Here is a 23712-nt window from a genome sequence, read left to right as displayed (position 1 = left end):
TTTGAACTCAAATTTATAGGAATAAACTATATACAATTAGAAATAAGACTTGCGCCGCTGTCACTGTGAGTCCGTTTTGTATCATAGCTTTGACATTTTCGCTTCCAGCAAAACCCATGGCAGCAAACATATTAGCGCCAGGATAGGCATAATTAGTAACACGGGTCGCAAAAATCATGCATAAAGCAAACGTTATCATGGGTAATTGCATCTGAAGCACACTAGGAAAAAAAAGCTGATGCAGCATTTTAATGGTTGCTTCCGCAGCGCCTGGCATGCCAAAAGCCCCAGTGAAACCAATTAACAGCGATAAAACAGGTTTTCCACCTAAATGAATTAATGGAGATAATAGTTCTGTTAATGCACTAAATCCTCCCGCCTGATGAATTAAAGCCATAAAAGGATCAAATAAAATAAACAAAAAGAAAAGATGCAGGCTTTTTTGCATTCCCTCGACCAACAATCTAACAATTTGATTTAAACTTAACTTACTCGCCAATCCAGTAATAAGCGCTAGAAATAACATGACAAAAATAACATAGGTGGTTTTTGCTTGAGCAAATAAGCCATAGGCTACACAAGCCATAAAGGAGATCGTAAAGAGCCAAGTAGTGCGCTTTTGTTGTTTACTGGGAACAAATGGCTCTGAAGTATCCTCTTCGTCGCAAGATTCATGTGCGTACTTTCGTTGTAATCGGTTCGCCATAAACCATGTGGTAATTAAAGTAACTAGGGCCACTGGAAGAGATGCATAAAGAAGTACGGCCTCATAATTTAATCCTGTAACGCCCAGTAAAGCCACTACTGGAGGGGCAAAAGGCCCAAGAATCAAAGCTTCTTCCGCTGAAGCCTGCATTAACACAGCCAAACTAGGACGTGATAGTCCAACAGAACCCGCAATAGGGCGTAAACTGGGTGCTAAAATAGCTAATCCCCCAGCCAAGGTGCCAAGCAAACCTACAATGATAAAAGATGAAAGTACTATGCCTATTTTAGCGCGTCGCTGAGTATTAATCCCAATTCCATAAACAATTTGGTGCACCAAAGTATGACTGACCTGAGTATGCGTTAAGATCTCGCCTAAGCCATGTCCCAGCATGATAATAAAACCAACTAAAGCCATGAATGAGCCTAAAGCATCAGCCATAGAATTTCCAATGTCGATTGGGCTACTTAGATTCCATAAATAGCCCAGTCCAACACAGAGTGCAGTCGCTATTAACGCATCAACATTGCGAAATAACATCACAGCATAAAGAACAATAATGGCTAAACTGGCTAATTGAATGTAAAAAAACATTACTGGATCACTCCAATCTGGTTTAATCCTTGGGTAATACCTTCAATTCCCAAGCCAGGTTTGTCTGACAAAATAATTTTATTGCCAAGGCGTTGTACCCCACCAAGAATATAATTGTCACGAATCAAATAAACAGGATCAAGGTCCGCATAGAAGATATCCGGCTTACTTAAAGCAAAACTGGTTATAGCGGCAACACCAATGGGCGACTCCAGCATGCACCCGACCATGATTTTCATTTGTGCTGTTTTAGCAATATTATAAATGGCTTGCGCATTCGCAATACCACCCGATTTCATCAACTTAATATTGATGCCATCGCATGCATTAATTTTTGCAATATTCAGAGTATCTTCTGGGGAGAAGCAAGCCTCGTCAGCAATGATAAGACAGTCAACCTGTTCACTAATAGCCTTTAAGTGCACTAGATCTTGAGCACTAACAGGTTGTTCGACCAAAGGAATATTCAAATGCTGTTGTTTCAATGAATCAATAACCTTTAAGGCATCTTCATAAGACCATCCCTGATTGGCATCTACAAGTAAGGTGATAGAATTGCTTACAGCATGACGAATAGCTTGGACGCGCTTGATGTCTTCAATTGGATTCAATCCTAATTTTATTTTTATCGTTTGGTGCCCTTGATTGACGAGGTCAATGGCATCCTGCACCATAGAGTCAATCTCTTTAACACTAATAGTAATACACGAGCTAATGCTGTTCTTATTACCTCCCAACAATTTATAAAGAGGTAAACCACAATATTGAGCAAATAAATCATGCAATGCGATATCAATGGCAGCTTTCGCAGAAGTATTACCTGCTATGGCCTGGTTATTCATTTGCAGTAATAAATTCAATTCAGAAATACTTCGTCCAATTAACTGTGGACCAAGTATGGTTTTAATTGCAGTGATAATAGATTCCGTACTGTCTCCAGTGATGGCTGGCGTTGAAGCTGCTGAGCCATAACCCCAATTGCTACTATCCGTTTTAATCATTACCACCACATCCTCAACGCATTCGGTACGTCTTACGGCAGTTATAAATGGGCGAATTAATGGAATAGTTAATTGCGCAATATGAATCTCCGTAATCTTCATCTAAGCACCTTTGTTAAGTTTATTGCGTCTAAATACATTCTCTTTTTAAGTTAGAAGGATATTTTTTAATGAAATGATGGCTCAATATACCTTATTTTTTTAAATTCAACCAAATCGCCAGAGTTTGTGGAAACAAGCTCTAATTTCATACAAAATGCAAATCCGTTCTTTTTTCATACACCTTTTGTGAAAATTAGTTTACCAGGAAGAATCATTGTTTATTCGCTATCTCAAAATAAGATTTAATTTTTCAACTAAAATAAATTTGAGGACATTAAAAAGGAATTTATATGTTGATTAGAACCAGCAGGTATTTTCTGTATTCCCTTACTCTTTTTTCCTTATATATCCCCGGATTAACTTATGCGGAAGATAATTACACCTCTAAGTTTATTAACGAAAGTAATCAAGGAGCAAAAAAATATACCCTTGTTAAAACAAGAATGTGGCCCGAATCAGGATGTATTATAGAAAGCGGAGCGAATATGATTTTTCCTGGCGAAAGTACACAACTTGTTATCGCAAAAAAACAAGGTTGTGATCAAGCGGGTATCGGTTATTCCTTATACAAGACTACCGACAGCAAACAAGAGCATCTACTAGGTTATGTCTCTCACCGGTTTCGTGACGGTACTTTTAGCCTACAAGTTTCGATTTTTTGTAAAAATAAGCAGTGTATATTTAGAGATCTGAATCCTGCTCAAGACCGAAAATAAACATGCATTACTCTTGGTTTGGATGAAAATAACCATTTTGATAATACAAGGGGGCTCTATGCAAAGTCATATTGAATTTACAGAATTAAATCTGTGGTGAGCTACTAAAACTGACGCTCAGTATGCTCATTGTGTACAAAAATGATAATCATGATGAAGTTAATCAAAAATATAACTTTAAGCATTTACCTTTTGAGATAGAAAACTTAGCTGATTTAGAGGCAGCCAATACCCTTAGTCCTCAATAAAAACTAATGGGGCGAACGTTTAGCGTAGCCTGCGTGCAAGCAACCGAGCTACGCTTGCTACTTATTCTTGCTTTATAATGTCTTGAGTCCTTCCTCAATGATAGAAAGTCCAATTTCCAAATCTTTTACATCAGTAGAAAGCGGCATGAGGAGACGGATTACGTTTCCATATCCTCCGCAGCTAAGAATTACCAGTCCATGCTCCAAACAAAATCGTGTTAACCTGTCCGCCGCTTCTTTATTTGGTGCCTTCGTGTCTTTATCTTCCACAAGTTCCAACGCCTGCATTACACCCAAACCACGAACATCACCTACTATTTCATATTTTTCTTTAAATCCAGAAAGCCTGGAGTGAAGTACTTTTGAAAGATTAGTGACATTTTGCAAAAGCCCCCCTTCTTCAAAGATTTTGAATACTTCAAGAGCTGCCGCACAACTTAGGGGATTTCCGCCAAAGGTTCCGCCCAGCCCCCCCACCATTGCAGCATCCATCATTTCCGCTTTTCCTGTAACAGCAGCGATCACTGTTCCACCACCCAGTCCCTTTGCTGATGCAGTAAGGTCAGGATCCACGCCCATTGTTTTCATCGCAAATAGATTTCCAGTGCGTCCAAAACCAGATTGAATTTCATCTGCAATGAGTACAATTTTGTTTGCCGTACAAAACTCACGAAGTTTTTGTAAAAATGGAACTGGAAATTGTATGAAGCCCCCTTCCCCTAATACAGGCTCTAGAATCACTGCAGCCGTATTTTCAACGCCGACACGAGAATTAACCAGTTCAGAAAAATCATCGAAACACTCTTCGACACAATTTTTTCCCTGCCAACGATACTCATATGGAATGGAAGCACGATGAACTTCTGAAAGAAATGGGCCAAATCCATGTTTGTAGGGTTTGTTCTTTGCTGTAAGCGCCATAGCCATATAAGTACGGCCATGGTACGCATGATCAAAACAAATCACTGCGTGCTTCCCAGTATAGGCACGAGCAACTTTAATCGCATTTTCTACGGCTTCAGCTCCTGAATTTAACAGGATTGATTTTTTTTCAAAACGTCCAGGTGTGAGAGCATTTAATTTTTCACACACATTGATATAACCTTCATAGGGAAGAATATTAAAACTCGTGTGCATGAATTTTTCGGCCTGGACCTTGATTGCATTGACTACTGCATCGGGACAATGCCCTGTATTTACTACACCAATTCCAGATGAAAAATCCAAAAATACATTTCCATCCACATCCTCTACAAACGAACCTTTTGCGCGTTCCACAAAAATAGGAGTCGCGTGAAATGGGCCGCGCGCAACCTGTTTATAACGCCTTTCCATCAATATTTTAGATTTTGGCCCCGGTATTTGCGTTTTAATATCGATTTGATTCATTAGTACCACCCTATTGGTGCATCATCCAGGTTAATATTCACTTGCTTGATTTCAAGATAGCTTTCGATTCCATACAAACCTAACTCACGACCAGAACCACTTTGCTTGTATCCACCCCAAGGCATTTCATTATGAGTTGGATGGTAGTGGTTTACCCAAAGAATTCCGGCACGAATTTGCGAGGTCACTCGATGCGCACGAGTTAGGTCTTTAGTCCACACAGCGGCAGCCAAACCATAATCAGTATCGTTTGCAATTTGAATTGCTTCTTCTTCAGTATCAAAAGGGATAACCGCGAGTACCGGGCCAAAAATTTCTTCTCGAGCAATGCGCATTGAGGGCTTCACTTCATCAAAAATAGTTGGCTCAAAAAAATTTCCTTTCTCAAAAGCTTCACCTGCAGGACGTTTCCCGCCACAGATTAATTTTGCACCTTCCTCAATCCCTATCTTGATGTAATGTTCTACTTTGTCGCGGTGAGCACTTGAAACCAGCGGGCCCATTTTTACGCCATCATCTAAACCATGACCTAGCTTGATATTGGGAATTTTTTTCAACATTCCTTCCAAGATTTTTTTGTGAATAGAACGCTCAACGATCAAGCGAGAACCCGAAGAACATACTTCACCTTGATTGGCAAAAGCACCAAAAAGAGCGCCGTCAATTGCCATCTCCAGATCACAGTCTGCAAATACAATATTTGGATTTTTTCCACCAAGTTCTAATGATATTCGTTTCAAATTTCCCGTAGCGGCTTGCATTATTTTTTTGCCGGTAACAGTTCCACCAGTGAATGCAACTTTATCTACCATCGAATTCGTGGATAATTCTTCACCTACTTCCAAACCGGGGCCAGTAATAAGATTCACGACTCCTGCTGGAAATCCACATTGATCAATCAGTTTGAATAACTCCAGGGCAGTTAACGGTGTCAACTCTGAAGGTTTTAATATGACGGTATTTCCTGCTGCAAGTGCTGGGGCAAGTTTCCAAGCTGCCATAAGTAGTGGGAAATTCCAGGGAATAATTTGTCCGCACACACCAATAGGCTCACGGACAACATAACTAAATGAGTTCGCTGGAACCGACATCGTTTCGCCATGTATCTTAGTAGTGAGGCCTGCATAAAATTCAAAACAATTGGCTGCATCGGCCACATCAAATTCTGCTTCTGCCAAAGGTTTTCCACAGTTTCGTGTTTCCAGCTCTGCCAGCAATTTTGCATTGGCACGAATCAAATCAGCGACTTTGAATAATAATTTACTTCGATCAAGCGCGGATGTTTTTCTCCAATCACCTTCATCGAAAGCCTTACGTGCCGCCTTGATTGCGAGCACAACATCTTCTTTGGTACTTTCTGGAACTTTTGCAAGCAGTTGGCCATTACCGGGATCAATAATATCGCGAGTGCCCCTGTTTTTAGCTAAAGTAAATTTTCCATCAATATACATTTCATAACTTTTCATTTATTAAATCCCTTTTTATTGAGTGTACTCAGTTTATTATAACTCCGACTTCTCTCCCTTAATTATTTCTAATTAACGAAAAATATTCAGTTAGAATATTAAAATCAGATTATTTTTGTGAGCTATACTAAAAATATAGTGGGGTAGCTAAATTTATACCTCTATTTCAAATAATTACAAATAGATGCTTCTATTTGAGGGGTGCTTTATGGATCAATCTACGGCTCAAATAGTGTTTAAAAATAAAATTCTAATTCTTGGATTCGGCAGTATTGGGCAAGCAATATTACCTCTTTTATTCCAATATTTTAAATTGGACCCGTCGCAAATTCACATCATCTCAAAGCATACTCTTGGTGCAGATGTGGCAAACCATTATAACATCTCCTTCAAAGAAAGTGCGGTTAAAGAAAATAACTACCAAGAACTGTTGTCCTCTATTCTCAAACCTGGAGATTTTTTATTAAATTTATCCGTAGGAGTATCTACTATTGATTTAATAAAATATTGCCAGCGAAATAACATATTATATTTGGATGCAGCTGCTGAGCCTTGGGAAGAAAGGTGTAGTGATAAGAGTCAACTCCTTTCTAACTATGCTTTACGTGATGCTACATTACAACATAAAAAGCAGGGGCCCACCGCAGTTTTAACCCATGGAGCGAATCCTGGATTGGTATCCCACTTCCTTAAACAAGCCTTATGGAATGTCGCAAAAGATAATGAATGGGAAGGCGAGCTACCGCAAAAATCGGTGGAATGGGCGCAATTGGCTCATGATCTTAATATAAAAACGATACATATTTCTGAACATGATACGCAAATTTCTTCTCAAATTAAAAAACCGGATGAATTTATCAATACATGGTCAGTCGATGCCTTAATTTCTGAAGCGCTTCGACCTGCCGAACTAGGCTGGGGAAGCCATGAACGCCACTGGCCTCATGATGCGAATCATTACAACTTTGGCTCAAATTGCGGCATATATCTCAGTCGGCCAGGAGCAGAGACCCAAGTCCGTACTTGGACCCCTAACTCTGGCCCTATTAATGGTTTTTTAATTACTCATGCTGAGTCTTTATCTATTGCAGAATATTTAACTTTAAAAAAAAATAATAAAGTGTATTACAGGCCAACAGTTCATTATGCTTATCATCCTTGCCCTGATGCTATCTTATCTTTAAAGGAACTCGTGCAAAGAAAATACATACCTCAAAAAGAAAAACGAATTATTTTAAAAGAAATTGTTGAGGGCACCGATGAACTTGGAGTTTTATTAATGGGAAATAAAAAAGGAGCTTACTGGTATGGCTCTCATCTATCCATACATGAGGCTCGAAAATTAGCTAACCATAACAATGCGACAAGCTTACAAGTTGCTGCTGGAGTTTTATCGGGTATGATCTGGGCCATTAAAAATCCAGAACGTGGAATTATAGAACCTGAAGATATGGATCATGAGTATATTTTGAGTTTAGCCTCCCCTTACCTTGGAAAAGTCGGTGGCTACTATACAGATTGGACTCCCCTACAAGACAGAGGCAATTCAAATAATAAAGATATTGATCAAATTGACCCTTGGCAGTTTATTAATATTCGAATTAATGAAGGAGAATAGAAAACCTTTAAAGGAGTTAGGGGTCAGTTTTTTTCCTACAGGAAAGGAAGACCTGATACCCGTTTTGCTTCTAAAAGTTCCATGCTCAGATGTCCATGCGCAGGCAACACAACCGCCTTACTTATAAAGAAATTATTAGGATAGAAATTTAATTAATTTTACGTACATGAACTTTTCGTCCTTTTAATTTTCCACTTTGTAAATATTGGTGCGCTTTATCTGCTTGGCTGTGGTGGATTGCAACATAGGAGTGCATTGCAGTGATATTAATTTTTCCAATAGTGTTTCCTGCTAATCCTGCATCTTTGGTTAATGCCCCAAGGATGTCTCCGGGGCGAATTTTATCTTTTTTCCCGGAAGAAAGGCAGAGTGTCACCATTTCCGGTACCAACCGAGTCGGGTGATTATTTTCTAAATTATTAATGTTTCCCCAGTTGATAGGATACGGTAAGTTATTTTCAATGGCGCAAATTCGTTGTGCGTCCGCAGGTGTTGTAATACTTAAGGCAATGCCTTTACTCCCTGCTCTTCCAGTTCGACCAATACGATGAATATGAACATCATGATCAAAAGCGAGATCAAAATTAATCACTGCAGGAAGCTCCTTTATATCAAGCCCCCGCGCTGCAACATCTGTGGCTACCAGAATCGTACAACTATGGTTGGCAAAACGCAAAACAGCAAGATCACGGTCGACTTGCTCCATATCTCCATTTAAAGCAAGGGCGCTGAAACCCTCGTGGATAAGCTGGTCTGTCACATCCACTGTTTGTTGTTTGGTATTACAGAAGATTAACGTCGAACTTGGACGATAGTGCAATAGCAATGATTTTAACAAGGGAAATTTCTGCTCTTGTTTCATTACTTCATAAAAATGTTGTTCAATATCAATTTCCTCAGAGGGAGTTGCAACATGAACTTCTTTAGGATTTTTCATGAATTGTTTTGAAAGCTGTTTGATTTCTTCAGGATAGGTCGCAGAAAAAAGTAAGGTTTGGCGTTGTTTGGAACACACAGAAATAATACTTTTCATATCATCAAAAAAACCCATATCCAACATTCTGTCTGCCTCGTCTAAAACTAAAGACTTTACTTGGGTTAAGTCTAAAGCGTTGTTTTTCAAATGCTTAAGAACCCTCCCCGGAGTTCCTACAATGATATGAGCTCCATGCCTCAATGAATCAAGCTGAGGCTTCATAGGTATTCCACCAGATAAATTAATGACTTTGACATTAGGCATCAAACAGGCTAATCGACGGATGGCTTGGCTTACTTGTTCTGCCAATTCACGGGTAGGACAAAGAACCAAACCCTGTACTGCAAAAAAAGAAATTTTTAAATTATTTAAAAGAGACAAAGCAAAAGCAGCGGTCTTCCCACTACCTGTTTTTGCTTGAGCAATTATATCCTCATTTCTAAGAATAATAGGTAGGCTTTGCCTTTGGACAGGAGTCATGTTTTCATAATTTGAAGAAGCAAGACTCTTTATTAATTCTTGGCGAAGGGGAAGCTGAGAGAATGAAAGGTGTGGATCGGCATGTTCTGATTGCATCATTGGGAGCGCTTATCTTGATAATAGGTGAGTAGTTTAACATTTTTTAGTACAATTTTATATCAGTTTATTTTGAGTCGCTTTCAGGAGATCCCTCTCTAGTAGGGATGGCATACTCCATAACCTATAGCAAAGCCTGTTGCATTATTTAAAATGTCTTCAAAATAAAGGCATCAATGGCTGTATTGTAAGTCAGGCGTAGGTTAAAGGCATTGCCCTGGAGCGGCGTAAACTCTTTACCTTAGATTTTCAAATTAGGACAAATTATCGATATCGCCCGCGCGAAGTTTTATTTATTTTCTCTTGAGCCATATTAACTTTTAATGGACGTCCTTCTAATACTTTCCCATTCATTTCTAAAGATGACTGGGCATCCTGTTGAGAACTAAACGTGATAAAGCCAAATCCCTTAGTTTGACCCGTAAGGCGATCTTTAATTAAAACAAGCTCATCTACCTTACCATATTTAGAAAATTCTGCTTGTAATCCTTCTTCGGTAATTCCAAATGGTAAATTGCCTACATATATTTTATTTTGTTTCACTGCCGTTTCCTTGAGTTGTACGAACAATGATCTTTAAGAGTAGGCATCAATAAATAAGAAGACCTAAAGGGATATTGCGCGCTAATTAAAACTACGAGGGAACATCCTAACATTTAAGGTGGTAATAGGCAATTGACAAAGCGTCTTGCCATAATTTCTCGGACTTGCTTCCTTATTTACAGTAATACTCAATAAGTTTACTTTTATTTGAGTTTCAGATAAGTAAAGGAAAGACCTGACCCAGATTCGCTAAAGTTGAGGACCTACCTGTTTCCTTGTGTAGTATTGCAAGTTACTGTGTAATTTCATATTCTTGGCTCCATCGATAATTTGCCTCAGTCATCAAGGATGTACCGAATGATACGCAGAATAGTTGCCACCTTAGTTTTAAGCTTCATTTTCTCCAGTTTGAGTTGGAGCATAGAAAATAAAAGTTTAATAAATACTCCTGGATTATATCTTGGACTATCTGCAATTAAAGATACTGCATCCTATGATTTTAAGCGAACCGAATCGAACAATGCCTTACCCTTTCTCGATTTGGATCATTTTGACTGGCATGGCTCAGGTTATGGAGGGGAAATTTTTTTGGGGTATGGCAAGCGGTTTATAAATAATTTTTATCTTGCTTTAGAAGGTTTTTATGATGTCAGCTCCAATAAAGGAACTATTAAATTCACTGATTCTAATGCACTCTACACCCGAAACCTTCATGGAACCTTTCGCCAAAGATGGCAATACGGCGTTGCAACAAGACCTGGATTTTATTTTAATGAATATTCCCTATTATATGGGCGTATAGGATACCTGATAAGTAATATACAACTCAGTGGTGGGATCACCCAAACTGGAGAAATAGGTAGTTTTTCTGGAAAATTTTCCTCAGATAAAAATTGCCAGGGACTGCAATTAGGTCTTGGAGTTGAAATGGCTGTAAGCTCCAGACTTAATGCTCGAGTAGAATGGATATGGAATAGCCTGCAAAATTTTACCAATCAATCACTTATCAAAGACTCGAATTTAAACCCCTATACCACATTTAGGAAAGCATCTCATGTGACATTGGAACAAATTAAAGTAGGTTTAAGGTGGTAATCCAAATCCTAAGGCCTGAAACGCAATTTCACCATGCACTCGCAATTCGGATCTTCCCAGGAAAGAGTTAAATAAGCTTTATATTAACTTTGTTTGGGTCTGTCCAAATATCATTTAATCCCAAATAACATTCTTTATTCGGATGTAAGTTACCCCTTTTCCTACCAAAATTAGAAAAAACAGTTTGTTCTACTAATTTCAATCTAGCTTCTTCTTCTGTATTGGCCCAAGCATCTTGGCCATTTTCGAGAAGATTTTCATACCCCCCAATATCTTTAATTATTTTTATCGTTTCCTTATCTATTACTCGTAATCTATAGTGATTCATTTTTAGCTCCAGAAAATTAATTTATTCCCCTTTTGTTTTATATTAGCTTATTTTTAAATAGACCAACGATTAATGAATACTAGAGTCGAACAAAAAATTGACAAAATTGAGCCTATAAAAGTCTGTACCATTACTTGTACAGAACATTTCCCAAATTAGGGGTCCGGCCACTGTAGTTACCAAATTTGCCCTGTTCTTGGGCTAGCATCCAAATGAAAAGAGAATCCAAGTATCTCCAGAAGATTGATTAATTTCAAATTCATCAAAATATAAATAAACATTTTGTTCTCGATATGAAAAGTGAATGAAACGCATAACGCGAACGTAGAAAGGTATAATGTCATCAGATTAGTACATATCGAATGATATAATCTTTATACAATCCCTTATTGTATCGTAGCATCAATATGTAGATGACCCTCTATAAACACTTTAATACAATAACTTCGCACGCGGAACCAGCCCAGAGAGCGTCCCTTTTGTCCCTAGATTGAACATTAGGACAGGTTGATTAGCATAAATGGCTGCTTGCTAGATCCAACTTTCATTGGCGGTAAATACTATAGTTAACCATCGCTGCGGGCTTTCTCCCCCCATAGCAACAGCTATTTCGTGACGGATTACATCCAATGACTCAACATTAGAAATTTTATATTCAGGAGGGACGACAATATGAATTTCAATAAACTGCGCTCGCCCAATTTTGGCTACGTAGCTTGAATAGGTCTTAAATTCGTAGCGTTTAATGAGATCATCTAAAAATAGTCTTACTTTCTCATCAAGACTAAATGGGGCTATGAGAAAAATATCTCTCATTGCATTTCGTACTGTCGACATCGGTACAAAAAACAAGAAGGTAGACATAATGCCTAATACAAAGGGATCAATAAAAGGAGTGAGGTATTGATATCTGCTCCCGTCCATAAATTGGGCGATGACAAATGCAACTAAGAGTGCTAATGAAATCGATCCGGACATGAGCCAACTATGGGCATCAAGTCTTAAAAATTCAGAATTAATTTTTAGGTTTTTATGTCGCACATAACCATACATACCTATTGATAATACGGACATAAATGAAGCAACAATAAGTGCCAGGTCAAAATTCGTTTCTCGCCCTCCAGATAACATACTGCCAATGGCATTTATCAAAGCATAGGCTGAAACCAGGATAAGTATACTGCCGTTAAAAACCAATACCATGGGTTCAACATGCCAATAGCCATATTGAAATCGACGATTACCTTCACTAGTCAAAAGTCGAGCAACTAAGAGCGCAAGAACTGACATGACTGCATCTATCATATCAAACATACCATCAAAAATGATGGCTAATGATCCAGATAGCAGGCCACATATGATACCTATTAGTGATAAAAAGGAAGTCATCACTATGGATATTTTTAGAACGCGTTGTTCAATCGCTCCCTCGGCGACAGCCAAAATTATCTCCTAGCATTAATAAGTTAAGAATTAGCTTTATTGTATTAGTCAGTTCATTTATTCGAAAAACCTGTCAAAGTGTTATGCTTATAAATCCTGGATTTAAAATTAATCATACCTATATGTCCTAATGAACTGCTACTCATTATAAGCTTTCTTCTTTCTGTTTAGCCACTTTCCAATTAAAGAAACACTTAAAATGTAAATTCTGTTATAAAAACAGTGATACTCCGGTGCACGTTCAACAAAAACATCGAGTTTCTACAATTTAAATTAAAGGCCTCCAAAAACCTTCATGTACTTTAACCGCTTTCGCTTCAAAATAAGGACCACTTGCCCTCACCATTCTCTTTCCCTGTTTAAAAATTTCAGCACTAGGAATCGCTAACCCCCCATAAGCATGTTTTTCCAGGGTTTGAGTAGAACACCCGTAAACCACACGGGATATTCCTGCCCAATAGATAGCTCCAGAGCACATCGCACAAGGTTCCGTACTGGTATAAAGAATGGCGTTTTTTAAAATATCTTCAGAAAATTGTTTGGAGGCTTGTCTTATCAGAACCATTTCAGCATGTGCGGTCACATCATGCGATGATATAACTAAGTTTTCTGCGGTTAAAATAACTCGTCCTCGATACACTAATAATGCGCCAAAAGGATGATTTCCTTTTTGACGAGCTAGTTGTGCCAGTTGAAACGTTTTATTCAAAAAGTTTTGATGTTCTTCAGGCATGTCAGCAGCAAATACTTGGCACGATAATACAGCGAGGAAGAAAACAATCAGGTATCTTTGCAACATTATTTTTTCCTTGTGGTTACACATAGTTACTCCTATTACGAATCGCCTTTCCTAACCAGAAAAAGCACACATCATGTGTCATTTTTTCTGAAGTTTTTGCTACAATCCAAGACTCAACTTCTTGCCAAATATCACTATTTATCTCTTTTTTATCCCATTGTAGAAAAAAAGCAATGAGCCATTTCATCTCTATGCTGCCTTGATGCGGCAGCATGATAGATGTTGTTTTAACTTCTTTCTCAAAGGGTATATTTAAGTTAAGCAGTACTGACTCTATATCATCTGCAGTATAAAAATGTTCATGTGGATTTCCTATGTAATGCTTGAAATGTGATTGAATTTCATAAATTCCCCGATGCCCTCTTAGTACAATTAAGCTTGACTCCCCAGCATCTGCTATTTTCCTAACGATATAAGGTAAATCCAAAGACCAATAAAGACATTGCGAGGCGATAACCCAATTGAAATACTCATTACCTGAGTTTTCTAAAAAATAGCGCTCAGCAGTTCCAACAAAAGTGTTCGTTTGAACGGGAATGGGAAACTGATTTTTGGAGTATTCTAATAAAGCGTTAATACTTGGTTCTACACCGGTTATAGTGACTTTTGCGGGCATTCTACTTGCATAAGCATTAATTATTTTTTTAATTAATGTACCGTCATGGCAACCTAAATCCAAAATATTGATCTCCTGTGAAGGGGGAGAAAAGCGAGTACTCATTAAGTCAATAAGTATCGATTTTTCACTCGCTTTAGCGAAATAGGTTTTGAAAAACTCACTGCGATCATACACAGACATTTTTAGTCCTTATCCGTTGAGGTCAATATAAATAAACATGGTTTGGCGAATGCAACCAATTGCTCCGGGAATAATTCACTCCCAAAGATTCAATGAATTGAAAAGATAAAGCTTTGCGTGAATAGCAAGAATTATTTACTGGACTGCAATGAACAAAATTACCATGAAATAATAATGCATCCCCCGCCTTGACTTCCAAGGGTGTATAGCAATAATTTTCGGTTCTAAAATCAGGGATATAAACCTCATTGAGCAGATCAAATTGCCTGATCTTAAGTTGATGATTTACTCGTGAAACCCACTTTAAGGGCCAGCGGTTACTGCCCATGATTCCATACATGCACGCATTTTCTATGCATGCATCTTCTAAAGCTAACCATAAAACAACTACCGAAGTAGGCTCAGTATAAGCAAAAGTTGATTCTTGATGAGGCCTAACCTCACTGCCTAAACCATGAGGATACTTAGGAATATAAACGCTCAAATGACAAATTGGTCGTCTAAATCCAATACCTTTAAAAATCGACCTGAGCATGGGATTTTTATAAACTGTTTGTTGCATCATTGAATATTTTTCTATGAGATGCATACCATGCCCAATTCTATTAATTACCCTTATGTTATCTATTACCTCATAAAATACATGCCCTTTGTGGCTGGAGGATTGGAAATAAGGTTCAGTGACATAGTCTCTTGCTTGTGCTTCTGGTTTCAAAGGATTTTTAGAATAAAAACAAACGATTTTATTATTCCAGTTTTGCGCAATATCTAATTCGGCATCGTGCTGTATGATTTCAATTTCATTCAATAATTCAGTTCGCTCTACCTGATTAATGTACTCTTTAAGAACAATGATGCCATTTTGGTTGTAACTGTGGATTGCCTGGTTTAAATCGGCTTGAAGATCATAAAGATTATACTCTTTTAATGGATTCGAATTGGGAATGGTTTTCATCGTTCCTCCTATTCAAATGCTACAAACGGACATATCACTTTTATGTCCAAATCAGGGTGTTTTTGGCGCTTTATGCTGTAATTTAGGGGGATAATTGCAATCTCTGTAGATGCACCAGCTGCTGCACTAATGAGATGACCACCAAAAATTTGGAAATTATCATCACCTATGGCTGCATGAATGTGCACAAAAAAGCCTTCATCAGCTAAGGTCAAATTGCCAGTTAAGGAGGCAATTTCATAGGTCCCATGAAACAATCTCTTGGTATGTTGTTGCGTATCACAATGATAAAAACCCATAGTGATATTCGACAGAGCGCCAATGCCTGTAAAAATGGCGGATTTTAAATTAAAGGAATGTGCATAATGAATTATGCTTTGAAACAGGCTTTCACCTTCTTTTAGGCTTAATATAAAAGGGGAATTTTCAAGCTGATGCATAATGATGGCTCCTATTGAGTTAACAATAAAGAGCCATCACCAAAAATCTAAAGATGTGCTCGATCAGGATGGCCTAAAGAGTACCGAACACTAACGATTTTCTTGGCTATAAAATACTCGATTTTAATCTCACATGTCAAATGTGACTATGCTCTTTACTGACCGGCCTCCTCCAAAAAGCGTTTACTAGTAATAACGATATATTGCGAGAATCAGATAAAAATAATGGGCAGTAAACAAAACCAAACATATTTAGCTGTTGTCAAAAGTAAGGTAGCAAAGACGTCTTAAATGTTTTACATTGTTAGAGCGTGCGATGCTGTAAGCTGCGTTTGATAATCTAACAACTCTCTATTAATTTCTTTTAGTTTTGCAGTAGATGCATTTTTGCTGGCGCATAAAAGCGCCGCTATAGAAGTTATTACCGAATTGTCTTTTTCCGGAGCACCAGCTGCAAAGAAATTCAACTTATTTTGCTCTTTAAATTCTGGTAAGCGCTCAATCCTGTCAATTGTCTGACTTAGGTCCTTTGTGCCACTTATAAAGTCCCCCATTATTTTATCATAAGGAACAGGAATTGATTTTAAATCACTTAGCAATTGTTTGCTTTGATAATAAAGGATATGGCCTTGTATTCGGTTTTCAAGACTGTTGACAGCGTGTTGTCTTTGCGAACTAAGCTTAGCCCCCTCGTGCTCCTCTTTCCAGGTGTCAATGGTTTGCTGTACTTCAAAAAGAAGTTCAAGAGTTGCATCTGGGTCTTGATATCGTGCACGCTTTGAAAATTTTTCAACAGCTTTATCTATAGGCGTGAATGGCGAAGTGAAGGAAAAAAATTCTTTGCTATCCTTTCTCCACTGAAAAAGTTCACTATGAATTTTATCTTGCATCGTAGCATAAACATATAATTTTGGAGCATTATCCCGCAGATACTCAAATGATAAGAGCCGGGCGTCCAAATGCTTAATAACGATGTAATCTTTTATCATAGCCTTGAGCTCACTACAATTTACATCAGCGTCATCAAACTCTCTTTTCCCCCTGCCTACAGGCCTAAAATAAGTTACTTTAGTAAAATTATTAACTATATGTAGTTCTTCTCTCAAGAAAGTATTAGCTTGTTGAGTTTGCTCATAATCAGGCACAAAGTGACCGCTGGCGCTATCTAACATCATGACATCACCATCATCAGAAACCTCTATTTGTCCAGCCATAAAGAGGGGGAGATCAGAATAAGAATCTGCATAAGAAGGATGAAGAATAGCGTATGGATTAAAGATAAACCATTCATTTGTTCTTTGAGGAGCAACACTTTGACCAACAAAAATACTTCCATTAACGTGAACCGTATAAATGCCTCTTTTCGGGTAATCTTTGGTGGCTAACATCATGGTATCATAACCCTTTATTGTTAATTTATTCGTGCTGAACGGTTCAAAGGTAAGGTGTCTATTATCTTTAGAACCAGAAGTTACCAATTTAATAAGCTTTCCCTGATGAGGTAATGCGCGAAATTGTTCAAGTTCTTCCTCATTGTAAGCTTTCTCTTCAACTTCCTTTTCTTGACGGTAGGCCCAAAAATTATTTCCTGTATCACTCTTGCGCCCGCCAAGCGTTAATAAATTGTCACTTTCTTTCAAGTTTTGTTTAAATTGTGCAAATGCAGCTATTTGTTGATCCTTTGAACGATGTTGGATGGTTTGATAAAAAGCGAACGGATCATTGCTGGCATCACCGGGATTAGGACGAGTCCATGGCATATAATAAGGATCCAGGTCTTTTAAGAGCTGTCTTGCCGCGATTTTTTCTCGAATTTTATCGGGATCTGATTCATTAAGAAGATGACCTAGTACCGATAAAATAGATGAGGATAGGTCACCATAAGTTTGATTGTGGGGCTTTGATTCAGCATAATCCAAGAGCTCTGTAAGATGATCAAATCGTGTGTATATAGTTTTGGCGTCATAGACGTTGCCAAGCATCCGCTCAACTTCTTTATCAGGGTTTCTTTTAGTTTTACTGCGCCAATCATTTACAGATATTAAAGTTGGAAAAGGCATAGATCCCCAAATTTGGCAAATAAATATACTAATAGTATATGCCAATTGATTAAATATGGATCATTTTGATCCTATATTATCAAAATCTGACGCCAGCCATCTTTCTAGACAAAGTATCAACTAACTGATATATATAGAAATGCTCTAAAAAAAAAGGAAGATCATGGACCACATCACCCGTAACGCTTTATTTTCCATCTTTGCAGGTACCCTATTATTACTAAGTTTTTCCACTTCGGGTTTTGCTCAGTGCAAAGGAAATGCCGAATCATTTGAATCTGGGACAGCAAAACATGAGAAATGGGAATCAATAGGCAATAGTTACAGTAAATCCACTAGAAAAGCTGTCCTATTTAATGAAATGAAAGGGGGAATTGCCAAACTTCCTGCAGGCCACAACCACCCAACCCATTTTTACAAACATAAATTACTGGTTGTCATTATGGAAGGAACGCTACACCTTCATCTTAATGGTAAAACAACAACTTACAGGAAAGGAGAATATTTTATCCTGCCTGCTTATACTTGCTTTAGCAGTCATTCTAAACATGGCGCGACAATAGTTATGGTTGGGGCAAAACCCGGAGATAGTTATCCAGCCAAGTTAAAATAGCGAACTTCTCAGGTTAGGTCATTTGACTCGACAACAGCAAGCGTATCCTGGTTGCCTGCAACCAGGATATCGATTTAACTCCCCGATCCTCATTCACCAAATGCATTATTTACTATAAATTAACTTGGGTTGTAATGATTTATTTGACCCTCCCGGCCACTTCTCAATGTGTACAAATATTGATACAATCGCATGAAGTTTAAAAACACTTTTAATATAATCATCTACTTATAGAAAGAAAATAATCATTATGTCATCAAAATCGTTTCAGCTATCGCTTGTTGCCCTCATTATTATTTCCTTGTTAGGTTGCTGTATGGAAATCGATATTTCCTTACCCAGCTTCCCGAGCATAATGATTTTCTTCGGCACTACAGAAGCACAAGTCCAAAGTACATTAAGTCTTAATTTTTTAGCATTCTGTCTTTCAGGTCTGTTGTATGGGCCACTATCCGAAACTTTAGGGCGACGTGGTTTAATGATTTTTGGCGCTACCTGCTTCTTAATCGGAGCAACTGGTTGTGTTTTTTCATTTTCCATATATCAGTTAATGTTTTGGCGTTTTATTCAAGGTTTAGGTGCCAGTAGTACTTTGGTAATAGGCTTTGCCATGATTTCTGACCGATATAGTGGCGAAGTGGCTACAAATTATATTAGTAAAATCAATGCCTATGTCACTATTTTTATGGCAGCCGCGCCTATTTTAGGCAGTGCGATTATCAACTATTTTACTTGGCGAGCTAATTTTACTTTCATCGCGATTGTTGCGTTGATTTCATGGTTTTTTTTGATTTGGCAACTACCGGAAACTAAAAAGGATAAAAAGCCTTTAAAGCCTTTGAACATAGTTAAAGATTATTGGACGGTTTCCACACATAGCAAGTTTTTAATTTATGCCGGTATGCCCAATATGCTGGTCACGGCTTATCTAACTTTCGTAGGTAGTGCGTCATTTTATTATATTATTACGTGTAAATTATCCTATTTCCAATTTGCCATGCAGCAGGGATTAATTGTATTACTATTTTCTCTCACCAGTTTTTATGCCGATAAAGTGATTTCACGTATCGGAGGCCGGAAAGCGGTGCATTTAGGGATGGTGTGTTGTACCCTGTCCATTGTGCTTTTCACTTATTTTGCCTTCCAGTATCCAGAATCCCCACTTTTAATTACATTTGCAATGTGCTGGATGGCGGTGGGATGTGCATTTCCAATGAGCGTAACTTTTGCACAATCATTGGAGGTTTTACCGAATCTCAAAGGAGCCTGCTCCTCTTTTATTATGTCAACACGATTGTTTTTTTCTTCTGGAGCCGTAGCGTTAACAGGCCTTTTATTTGATGGTTCGATGCGGCCTGTTGCCCTCGTCATAGATGGAGCGATCATTTTAGGAATAGCTATGTATTTTATAATGGAAAGAATGAGAGCCCATGAGGAGATTCTCTGCAATACACCCTCAAATGCTCCTGCCGCTTAAAAAAGTAAAATAATCAAATTCTAAATGATGCTTTCTCAAAATACTCTTCTGTTATCTCTTCATCAGAATCTTCTTTTATTTAAAAGAGGATTCACTTCTTTTTGTATAGAAACTATTTTTCTTGAGCTTTTTCGGCTTAGATTCATATTGTTCTTAATTACATTAAGCTCCTGAAGAAGTGATGCCTAGGATGACGCTTTATAACGCATGATGTCCGTAATTCTCCGATGAAATCGGACATTTTAAAGTATAAAATCCGGGAAAACAAACAACCAAGCTAAAATAACAATCCCAATCACATCCTGAACATGCTTCAGAAAAATATTAAGAATAATTGATTAAAACATTAAAAAAAACACAATATTTATTCTATTTGATCTTTAATTGATCTATAATCCAGCTATATGTAACAATCGATATTTGATTATGGCAAAAACTCCGTCTTCTAAATTTTTGCTTGCAATGGGAGTTGATCCATTAGAACAACCCATCCATTTGCCCTCTAATTTAAATGAAGAATTTCGTACCGCATCTGCATATTTTAGAAACAATCCAGATGTTTTTAAATTAGCAAGAACAGATAAACCAAAATTCCAAGAAAGATATTTTGTTAAACATGGGGCGCAAGCAAAACTTCCTGATATACACCATAGTTTTTTTAATTTTAATGGTAAATTAGTCTGTACTCTACCTGGGGAAGAAGGAATTATAGGTTCAGGTATGTATGGCAAGGGGCGTCTAGCAATGGACGAATATGGACAAGTTTTTTTAATTAAAATCGAGAAAAAAGCTGTTCTTCAGAAACGCGCTCGATTTAAAAAGGAATTTGGACCAGAATTCGATGTGCAGGACTCAATGGAGGAGGAAATAGCGATTGGGAAAGATGTTGGGCTAATTGTTGCCTCAAGTCAGAAGGGAGGAGATAGTGAGGAATACAATGTGCCAGATTATTCTGAATACATTCCAGAACAAAACTATGTATTAATGCGATTTGGGGGGGATAGCGTCAAGCAAAAAATTAAAACTCCAGATTTGACTCCCGAACAAAGACTGGACATGGCGATCCAGGCTGCCTGGCAGTGTCATTTATTGCATCAAGGTTATTTGTCAAAATCAGGTGTCCCATACGTACATGGTGATTTAAAACCCGAACAGCTCGTCGTAAATGCTCAAAATCAATTATCCTTAGTGGATTTTGGTTGTGCCAATAACCGATTAGGGGAAAATCATGGGAATGATTCAGGTTCATTTAACTATTTATCAAGCTCATGTCGGGCTTATACACGAAAAGAGGTAGATCATTTTGCCCTACTTAGAACAATTTATATGCCCGAAAAATTTGAAGACAAACTGGGGAATACAAAAGAAAGAAAAAATACATTTAACTCAGATAATGTTTCCATATTAGACGATGATTGTATTGAGCAATATAGCCTTAGAAAATGGCTTGATACATCCAGTGGTAAATTACCTAAAGACAGCAGTCCTGAACAAATAGCATTTTTATTAATTTTAACTCAGTGTCAAAGCCAACATCTTTTTGAACACCATAAGAATAACCAGGACGCCATTTCTGCTTTGAATATTGTCTACCAGTCGGGATACATTTCTAATCAAGAGTTTAGTGCTACCTCATTTTTAAATAATGAGATGGCAATAAACTGCTTGGCAAAGCTTACGCCAATCATGCATTTGATGGATAAGGACGCTCAATTAAAGCTTGTTGAGCAAATCATGAGTTCAAATCTTAATTTAAATACATCAGAGCAACATCCATTATTAACTTATTTGCAATTTGACTCTCCAACACGACATTTAATTGCCCCTGTTTTAAGCATCGCAATTAAAAATGATGTTGACCTTGATGAGGTTCTTAAAAATATTGAATTTATAAAGGCGATATCTCCTCTTATCCGCGATAACCCCAAAAATATTATTTTGGGGCCTGGAGAAAATATAGTGGAGCGATTATGTTATGAATATAAGGGGGAGCTAGGTAAAAATCTTTCTCTTTTTTTCGCTGCTAAAAAATTTCTAGGCCCAGAAAATTTTAAAGAAATTTTTAGAACTCAAGACGTGATGGAGGCATTAAAATATGAAGTTCAGGAGCATAAAGAAAAATATTCCAAGAAAGGAATAGGATTTTTTGGTCGAAAAAATAATGATGGTATAAATAAATTAAATCAACTAGATAGTAGTGACGAAAAAACATATGGCAAGTTTGCACAAAAGATCGAAGGCATTAGTCCTGATGGTGCATTGCCTTTTTTCCGTTCGCGCGATCCTGAAATTCAAAAATTTTATTGTATTGCTCATGTGCTCTTAAGTACCGTAGGGTGCATCAAAGAAAACGAGCAAATCATGGAAAAACAAAATTACCTACTCTAGCCTTTTCCAGGATAAGGAGAAGACCTGCCCCTTTTTTGTAGGGTTCATTTTTTATACAAGCAATTTTAACTTGGTTATGTCGGTAATTTAATTTCTATTTGTGTTAAAAAATTCTTCTTGCCGGGTTTTGACTGGATTTTCAGCGAGCACCTATTTTTATTAAAAGGTGTTACAATGCCTCAGCATAAAGATATGACCGCTAATGGTGTTATAAGAAAAAAACTGGAATAGATAGATTCAAGCAATTGAATTTCAAACAAATATTCCTGAGACAAAATATTCCTGAGAAGTGATGGTTCATTATTTACTTACCTCAGGATAAGCTCTATTTAAAATAAAACAGAGGAGATGTTTAAATGTCATTGAGTAAAGAAGAAATTAGCTCTAATAATTTTAGTTGGTCTAATTTTTTAAACTGGGGTACTTTATATAGGGGATATAATGCAGGAGTTGCATTGCTCGTTACCTATCAATATTTGACCAATCCTGAGGCTGCATTTATTGAACATGTCCCTGATATCCTTATTCATGCCGCAGAAGCAATCATTCCGAACCAATGGTCTCAAATCGCAATCGTTGCAAATGTTGGGCGTGCCTCGCAAGCTGCTTATGGATTTTTCTCTGGAAATTCGACAATCCCTAGTGTCGCCAATGTGGTCGATGTGGGGAATCATTTGTTAAATACAGTGCATAGATTGTCTTAATCTTGTCTCTTGCAAATTGTTAAAAAACATTAAGGGGTCAGGTCGTCACCTTTCTCAGTAAGCGAAGCCTGGTTGCAAGCACCAGGCTTCGCTCACTTGTATCTGGGGATATTAAATATAGACATACTTAAAAAACTGGATATGGGAAAAGATCTATCTGTGGGCAATATGCTATACACTATTTTCCCATAAATGACATTCCCATACTTACGCCTTGGTCAAGTATATCCTCTCCTTTATCTATTACGGATTCAACTGGACTCTGTCCTCCACCACTTCCATTTGCCTGAAATAGCGAATCAAAATTATCAGGCAACAGAGATGAAGCTAACTGCGTAGGATCTAAACTAGATATAGCTCCTGAGGGAGCACTTAAGAAAAGGCTTTGATCATCTTGATCATCAGTGGAAGATGATGATTGGCTTTGGCTTTGATTTTGCCCCTGATTTTGTAGCATCTTATCAGCTTCATCTAAAGCGACCTGGGCGGCTACTACCCCGACTATTTGAGCCATAATGAATATCTTTGTTATAAAAGTACCATACATTAAGAATAGCATAAATAATAGAATAACAACTTCTTACTCCCAGGCACTGTCAATACTTCACGGCACCTGGATCTGAGGGGCAAGCCTTAGCATCGTATTAATTTTACATTGCGCCCAGGGTTTTCTTTT

At 37.7% G+C, this 23712-nt stretch carries 21 protein-coding genes; 7 read left to right on the top strand and 14 right to left on the bottom strand.

The features are described from left to right. Positions 1–13: 13 nt before the first annotated feature. Positions 14–1300, bottom strand: coding sequence for a Na+/H+ antiporter NhaC family protein (locus tag Lpar_RS05260; protein WP_058516933.1), 1287 nt, complete (start codon positions 1298–1300; stop codon positions 14–16). Then, the gene (locus Lpar_RS05255) at positions 1300–2403 is read right to left on the bottom strand and encodes a dipeptide epimerase (protein WP_058516932.1); all 1104 of its coding nucleotides are present in this window, start codon (positions 2401–2403) and stop codon (positions 1300–1302) included. The genes Lpar_RS05260 and Lpar_RS05255 overlap by 1 nt, the downstream gene beginning before the upstream one ends. Before the next feature lie 290 nt (positions 2404–2693). Here Lpar_RS05255 and Lpar_RS05250 point away from each other — a divergent pair, with 290 nt between their 5' ends. After that, positions 2694–3119, top strand: a complete 426-nt coding sequence (locus tag Lpar_RS05250; protein ID WP_058516931.1) for a hypothetical protein — start codon at positions 2694–2696, stop codon at positions 3117–3119. A 320-nt stretch (positions 3120–3439) separates the two neighbouring features. Here the strand turns inward: Lpar_RS05250 and gabT are convergent, their stop codons facing one another. Both gabT and Lpar_RS05240 read right to left on the bottom strand, forming a co-directional pair. After that, entirely contained in the window at positions 3440–4756 is a 1317-nt protein-coding gene (gene gabT, locus Lpar_RS05245) for a 4-aminobutyrate--2-oxoglutarate transaminase (RefSeq protein ID WP_058516930.1), read from the bottom strand. Next, positions 4756–6222, bottom strand: a complete 1467-nt coding sequence (locus tag Lpar_RS05240; RefSeq protein WP_058516929.1) for an aldehyde dehydrogenase family protein — start codon at positions 6220–6222, stop codon at positions 4756–4758. Before Lpar_RS05240 ends, gabT begins: the two co-directional genes overlap by 1 nt. 208 nt (positions 6223–6430) lie before the next feature. Here Lpar_RS05240 and Lpar_RS05235 point away from each other — a divergent pair, with 208 nt between their 5' ends. After that, positions 6431–7840, top strand: coding sequence for a saccharopine dehydrogenase C-terminal domain-containing protein (locus tag Lpar_RS05235; RefSeq protein ID WP_058516928.1), 1410 nt, complete (start codon positions 6431–6433; stop codon positions 7838–7840). 148 nt (positions 7841–7988) lie between these two features. Here the strand turns inward: Lpar_RS05235 and dbpA are convergent, their stop codons facing one another. Next, a complete protein-coding gene (gene dbpA / locus Lpar_RS05230; protein WP_058516927.1) occupies positions 7989–9395 on the bottom strand; it encodes an ATP-dependent RNA helicase DbpA in 1407 nt (468 codons plus the stop codon). Between the two features lie 261 nt (positions 9396–9656). Continuing rightward, positions 9657–9935 carry an RNA recognition motif domain-containing protein gene (locus Lpar_RS05225; protein ID WP_058516926.1) on the bottom strand — a complete coding sequence of 93 codons (279 nt, stop codon included), beginning with the start codon at positions 9933–9935 and terminating at the stop codon, positions 9657–9659. A 357-nt stretch (positions 9936–10292) separates the two neighbouring features. Here Lpar_RS05225 and Lpar_RS05220 point away from each other — a divergent pair, with 357 nt between their 5' ends. Next, complete coding sequence (locus Lpar_RS05220) at positions 10293–11030, top strand: outer membrane protein (RefSeq protein WP_058516925.1); 738 nt, start codon at positions 10293–10295, stop codon at positions 11028–11030. Between the two features lie 67 nt (positions 11031–11097). On the opposite strand, the gene Lpar_RS05215 is transcribed toward Lpar_RS05220, so the two are convergent. The 7 genes from Lpar_RS05215 to Lpar_RS05185 form a co-directional block, all read right to left on the bottom strand. After that, on the bottom strand, positions 11098–11358 hold the full coding sequence (locus tag Lpar_RS05215) for a hypothetical protein (RefSeq protein WP_058516924.1): 261 nt from the start codon (positions 11356–11358) through the stop codon (positions 11098–11100). 531 nt (positions 11359–11889) lie between these two features. Then, on the bottom strand, positions 11890–12801 hold the full coding sequence (locus tag Lpar_RS05210) for a cation diffusion facilitator family transporter (protein WP_058516923.1): 912 nt from the start codon (positions 12799–12801) through the stop codon (positions 11890–11892). Positions 12802–13069: 268 nt separating this feature from the next. After that, on the bottom strand, positions 13070–13600 hold the full coding sequence (locus Lpar_RS05205; RefSeq protein ID WP_162264339.1) for a nucleoside deaminase: 531 nt from the start codon (positions 13598–13600) through the stop codon (positions 13070–13072). A 16-nt stretch (positions 13601–13616) separates the two neighbouring features. Continuing rightward, positions 13617–14399 (bottom strand): class I SAM-dependent methyltransferase, encoded by a 783-nt coding sequence (locus Lpar_RS05200; RefSeq protein ID WP_058516921.1) that lies wholly within the window; start codon positions 14397–14399, stop codon positions 13617–13619. A gap of 22 nt (positions 14400–14421) precedes the next feature. After that, positions 14422–15354: a phytanoyl-CoA dioxygenase family protein gene (locus tag Lpar_RS05195; protein WP_058516920.1), complete on the bottom strand. Its 933-nt coding sequence runs from the start codon at positions 15352–15354 to the stop codon at positions 14422–14424. Between the two features lie 8 nt (positions 15355–15362). Further along, on the bottom strand, positions 15363–15794 hold the full coding sequence (locus Lpar_RS05190) for a PPC domain-containing DNA-binding protein (RefSeq protein WP_058516919.1): 432 nt from the start codon (positions 15792–15794) through the stop codon (positions 15363–15365). Positions 15795–16090: 296 nt separating this feature from the next. Then, a complete protein-coding gene (locus Lpar_RS05185; RefSeq protein WP_058516918.1) occupies positions 16091–17854 on the bottom strand; it encodes a hypothetical protein in 1764 nt (587 codons plus the stop codon). Between the two features lie 163 nt (positions 17855–18017). Here Lpar_RS05185 and Lpar_RS05180 point away from each other — a divergent pair, with 163 nt between their 5' ends. The 4 genes from Lpar_RS05180 to Lpar_RS05165 all read left to right on the top strand — a co-directional run bounded on the left by Lpar_RS05180 (position 18018) and on the right by Lpar_RS05165 (position 23036). Then, the gene (locus tag Lpar_RS05180; protein WP_058516917.1) at positions 18018–18467 is read left to right on the top strand and encodes a cupin domain-containing protein; all 450 of its coding nucleotides are present in this window, start codon (positions 18018–18020) and stop codon (positions 18465–18467) included. Between the two features lie 250 nt (positions 18468–18717). Further along, positions 18718–19944 carry an MFS transporter gene (locus Lpar_RS05175; protein WP_082650332.1) on the top strand — a complete coding sequence of 409 codons (1227 nt, stop codon included), beginning with the start codon at positions 18718–18720 and terminating at the stop codon, positions 19942–19944. 426 nt (positions 19945–20370) lie between these two features. Continuing rightward, positions 20371–22332 carry a protein kinase family protein gene (locus Lpar_RS05170; protein ID WP_058516916.1) on the top strand — a complete coding sequence of 654 codons (1962 nt, stop codon included), beginning with the start codon at positions 20371–20373 and terminating at the stop codon, positions 22330–22332. Between the two features lie 356 nt (positions 22333–22688). Beyond that, the gene (locus Lpar_RS05165) at positions 22689–23036 is read left to right on the top strand and encodes a hypothetical protein (protein ID WP_058516915.1); all 348 of its coding nucleotides are present in this window, start codon (positions 22689–22691) and stop codon (positions 23034–23036) included. Between the two features lie 178 nt (positions 23037–23214). On the opposite strand, the gene Lpar_RS05160 is transcribed toward Lpar_RS05165, so the two are convergent. Further along, a complete protein-coding gene (locus tag Lpar_RS05160) occupies positions 23215–23550 on the bottom strand; it encodes a hypothetical protein (RefSeq protein ID WP_058516914.1) in 336 nt (111 codons plus the stop codon). Between the last annotated feature and the right edge of the window lie 162 nt (positions 23551–23712).

Source organism: Legionella parisiensis (genome assembly GCF_001467945.1).
Lineage (GTDB): Bacteria > Pseudomonadota > Gammaproteobacteria > Legionellales > Legionellaceae > Legionella > Legionella parisiensis.
This window is presented reverse-complemented; position numbering and strand designations above follow the sequence as displayed.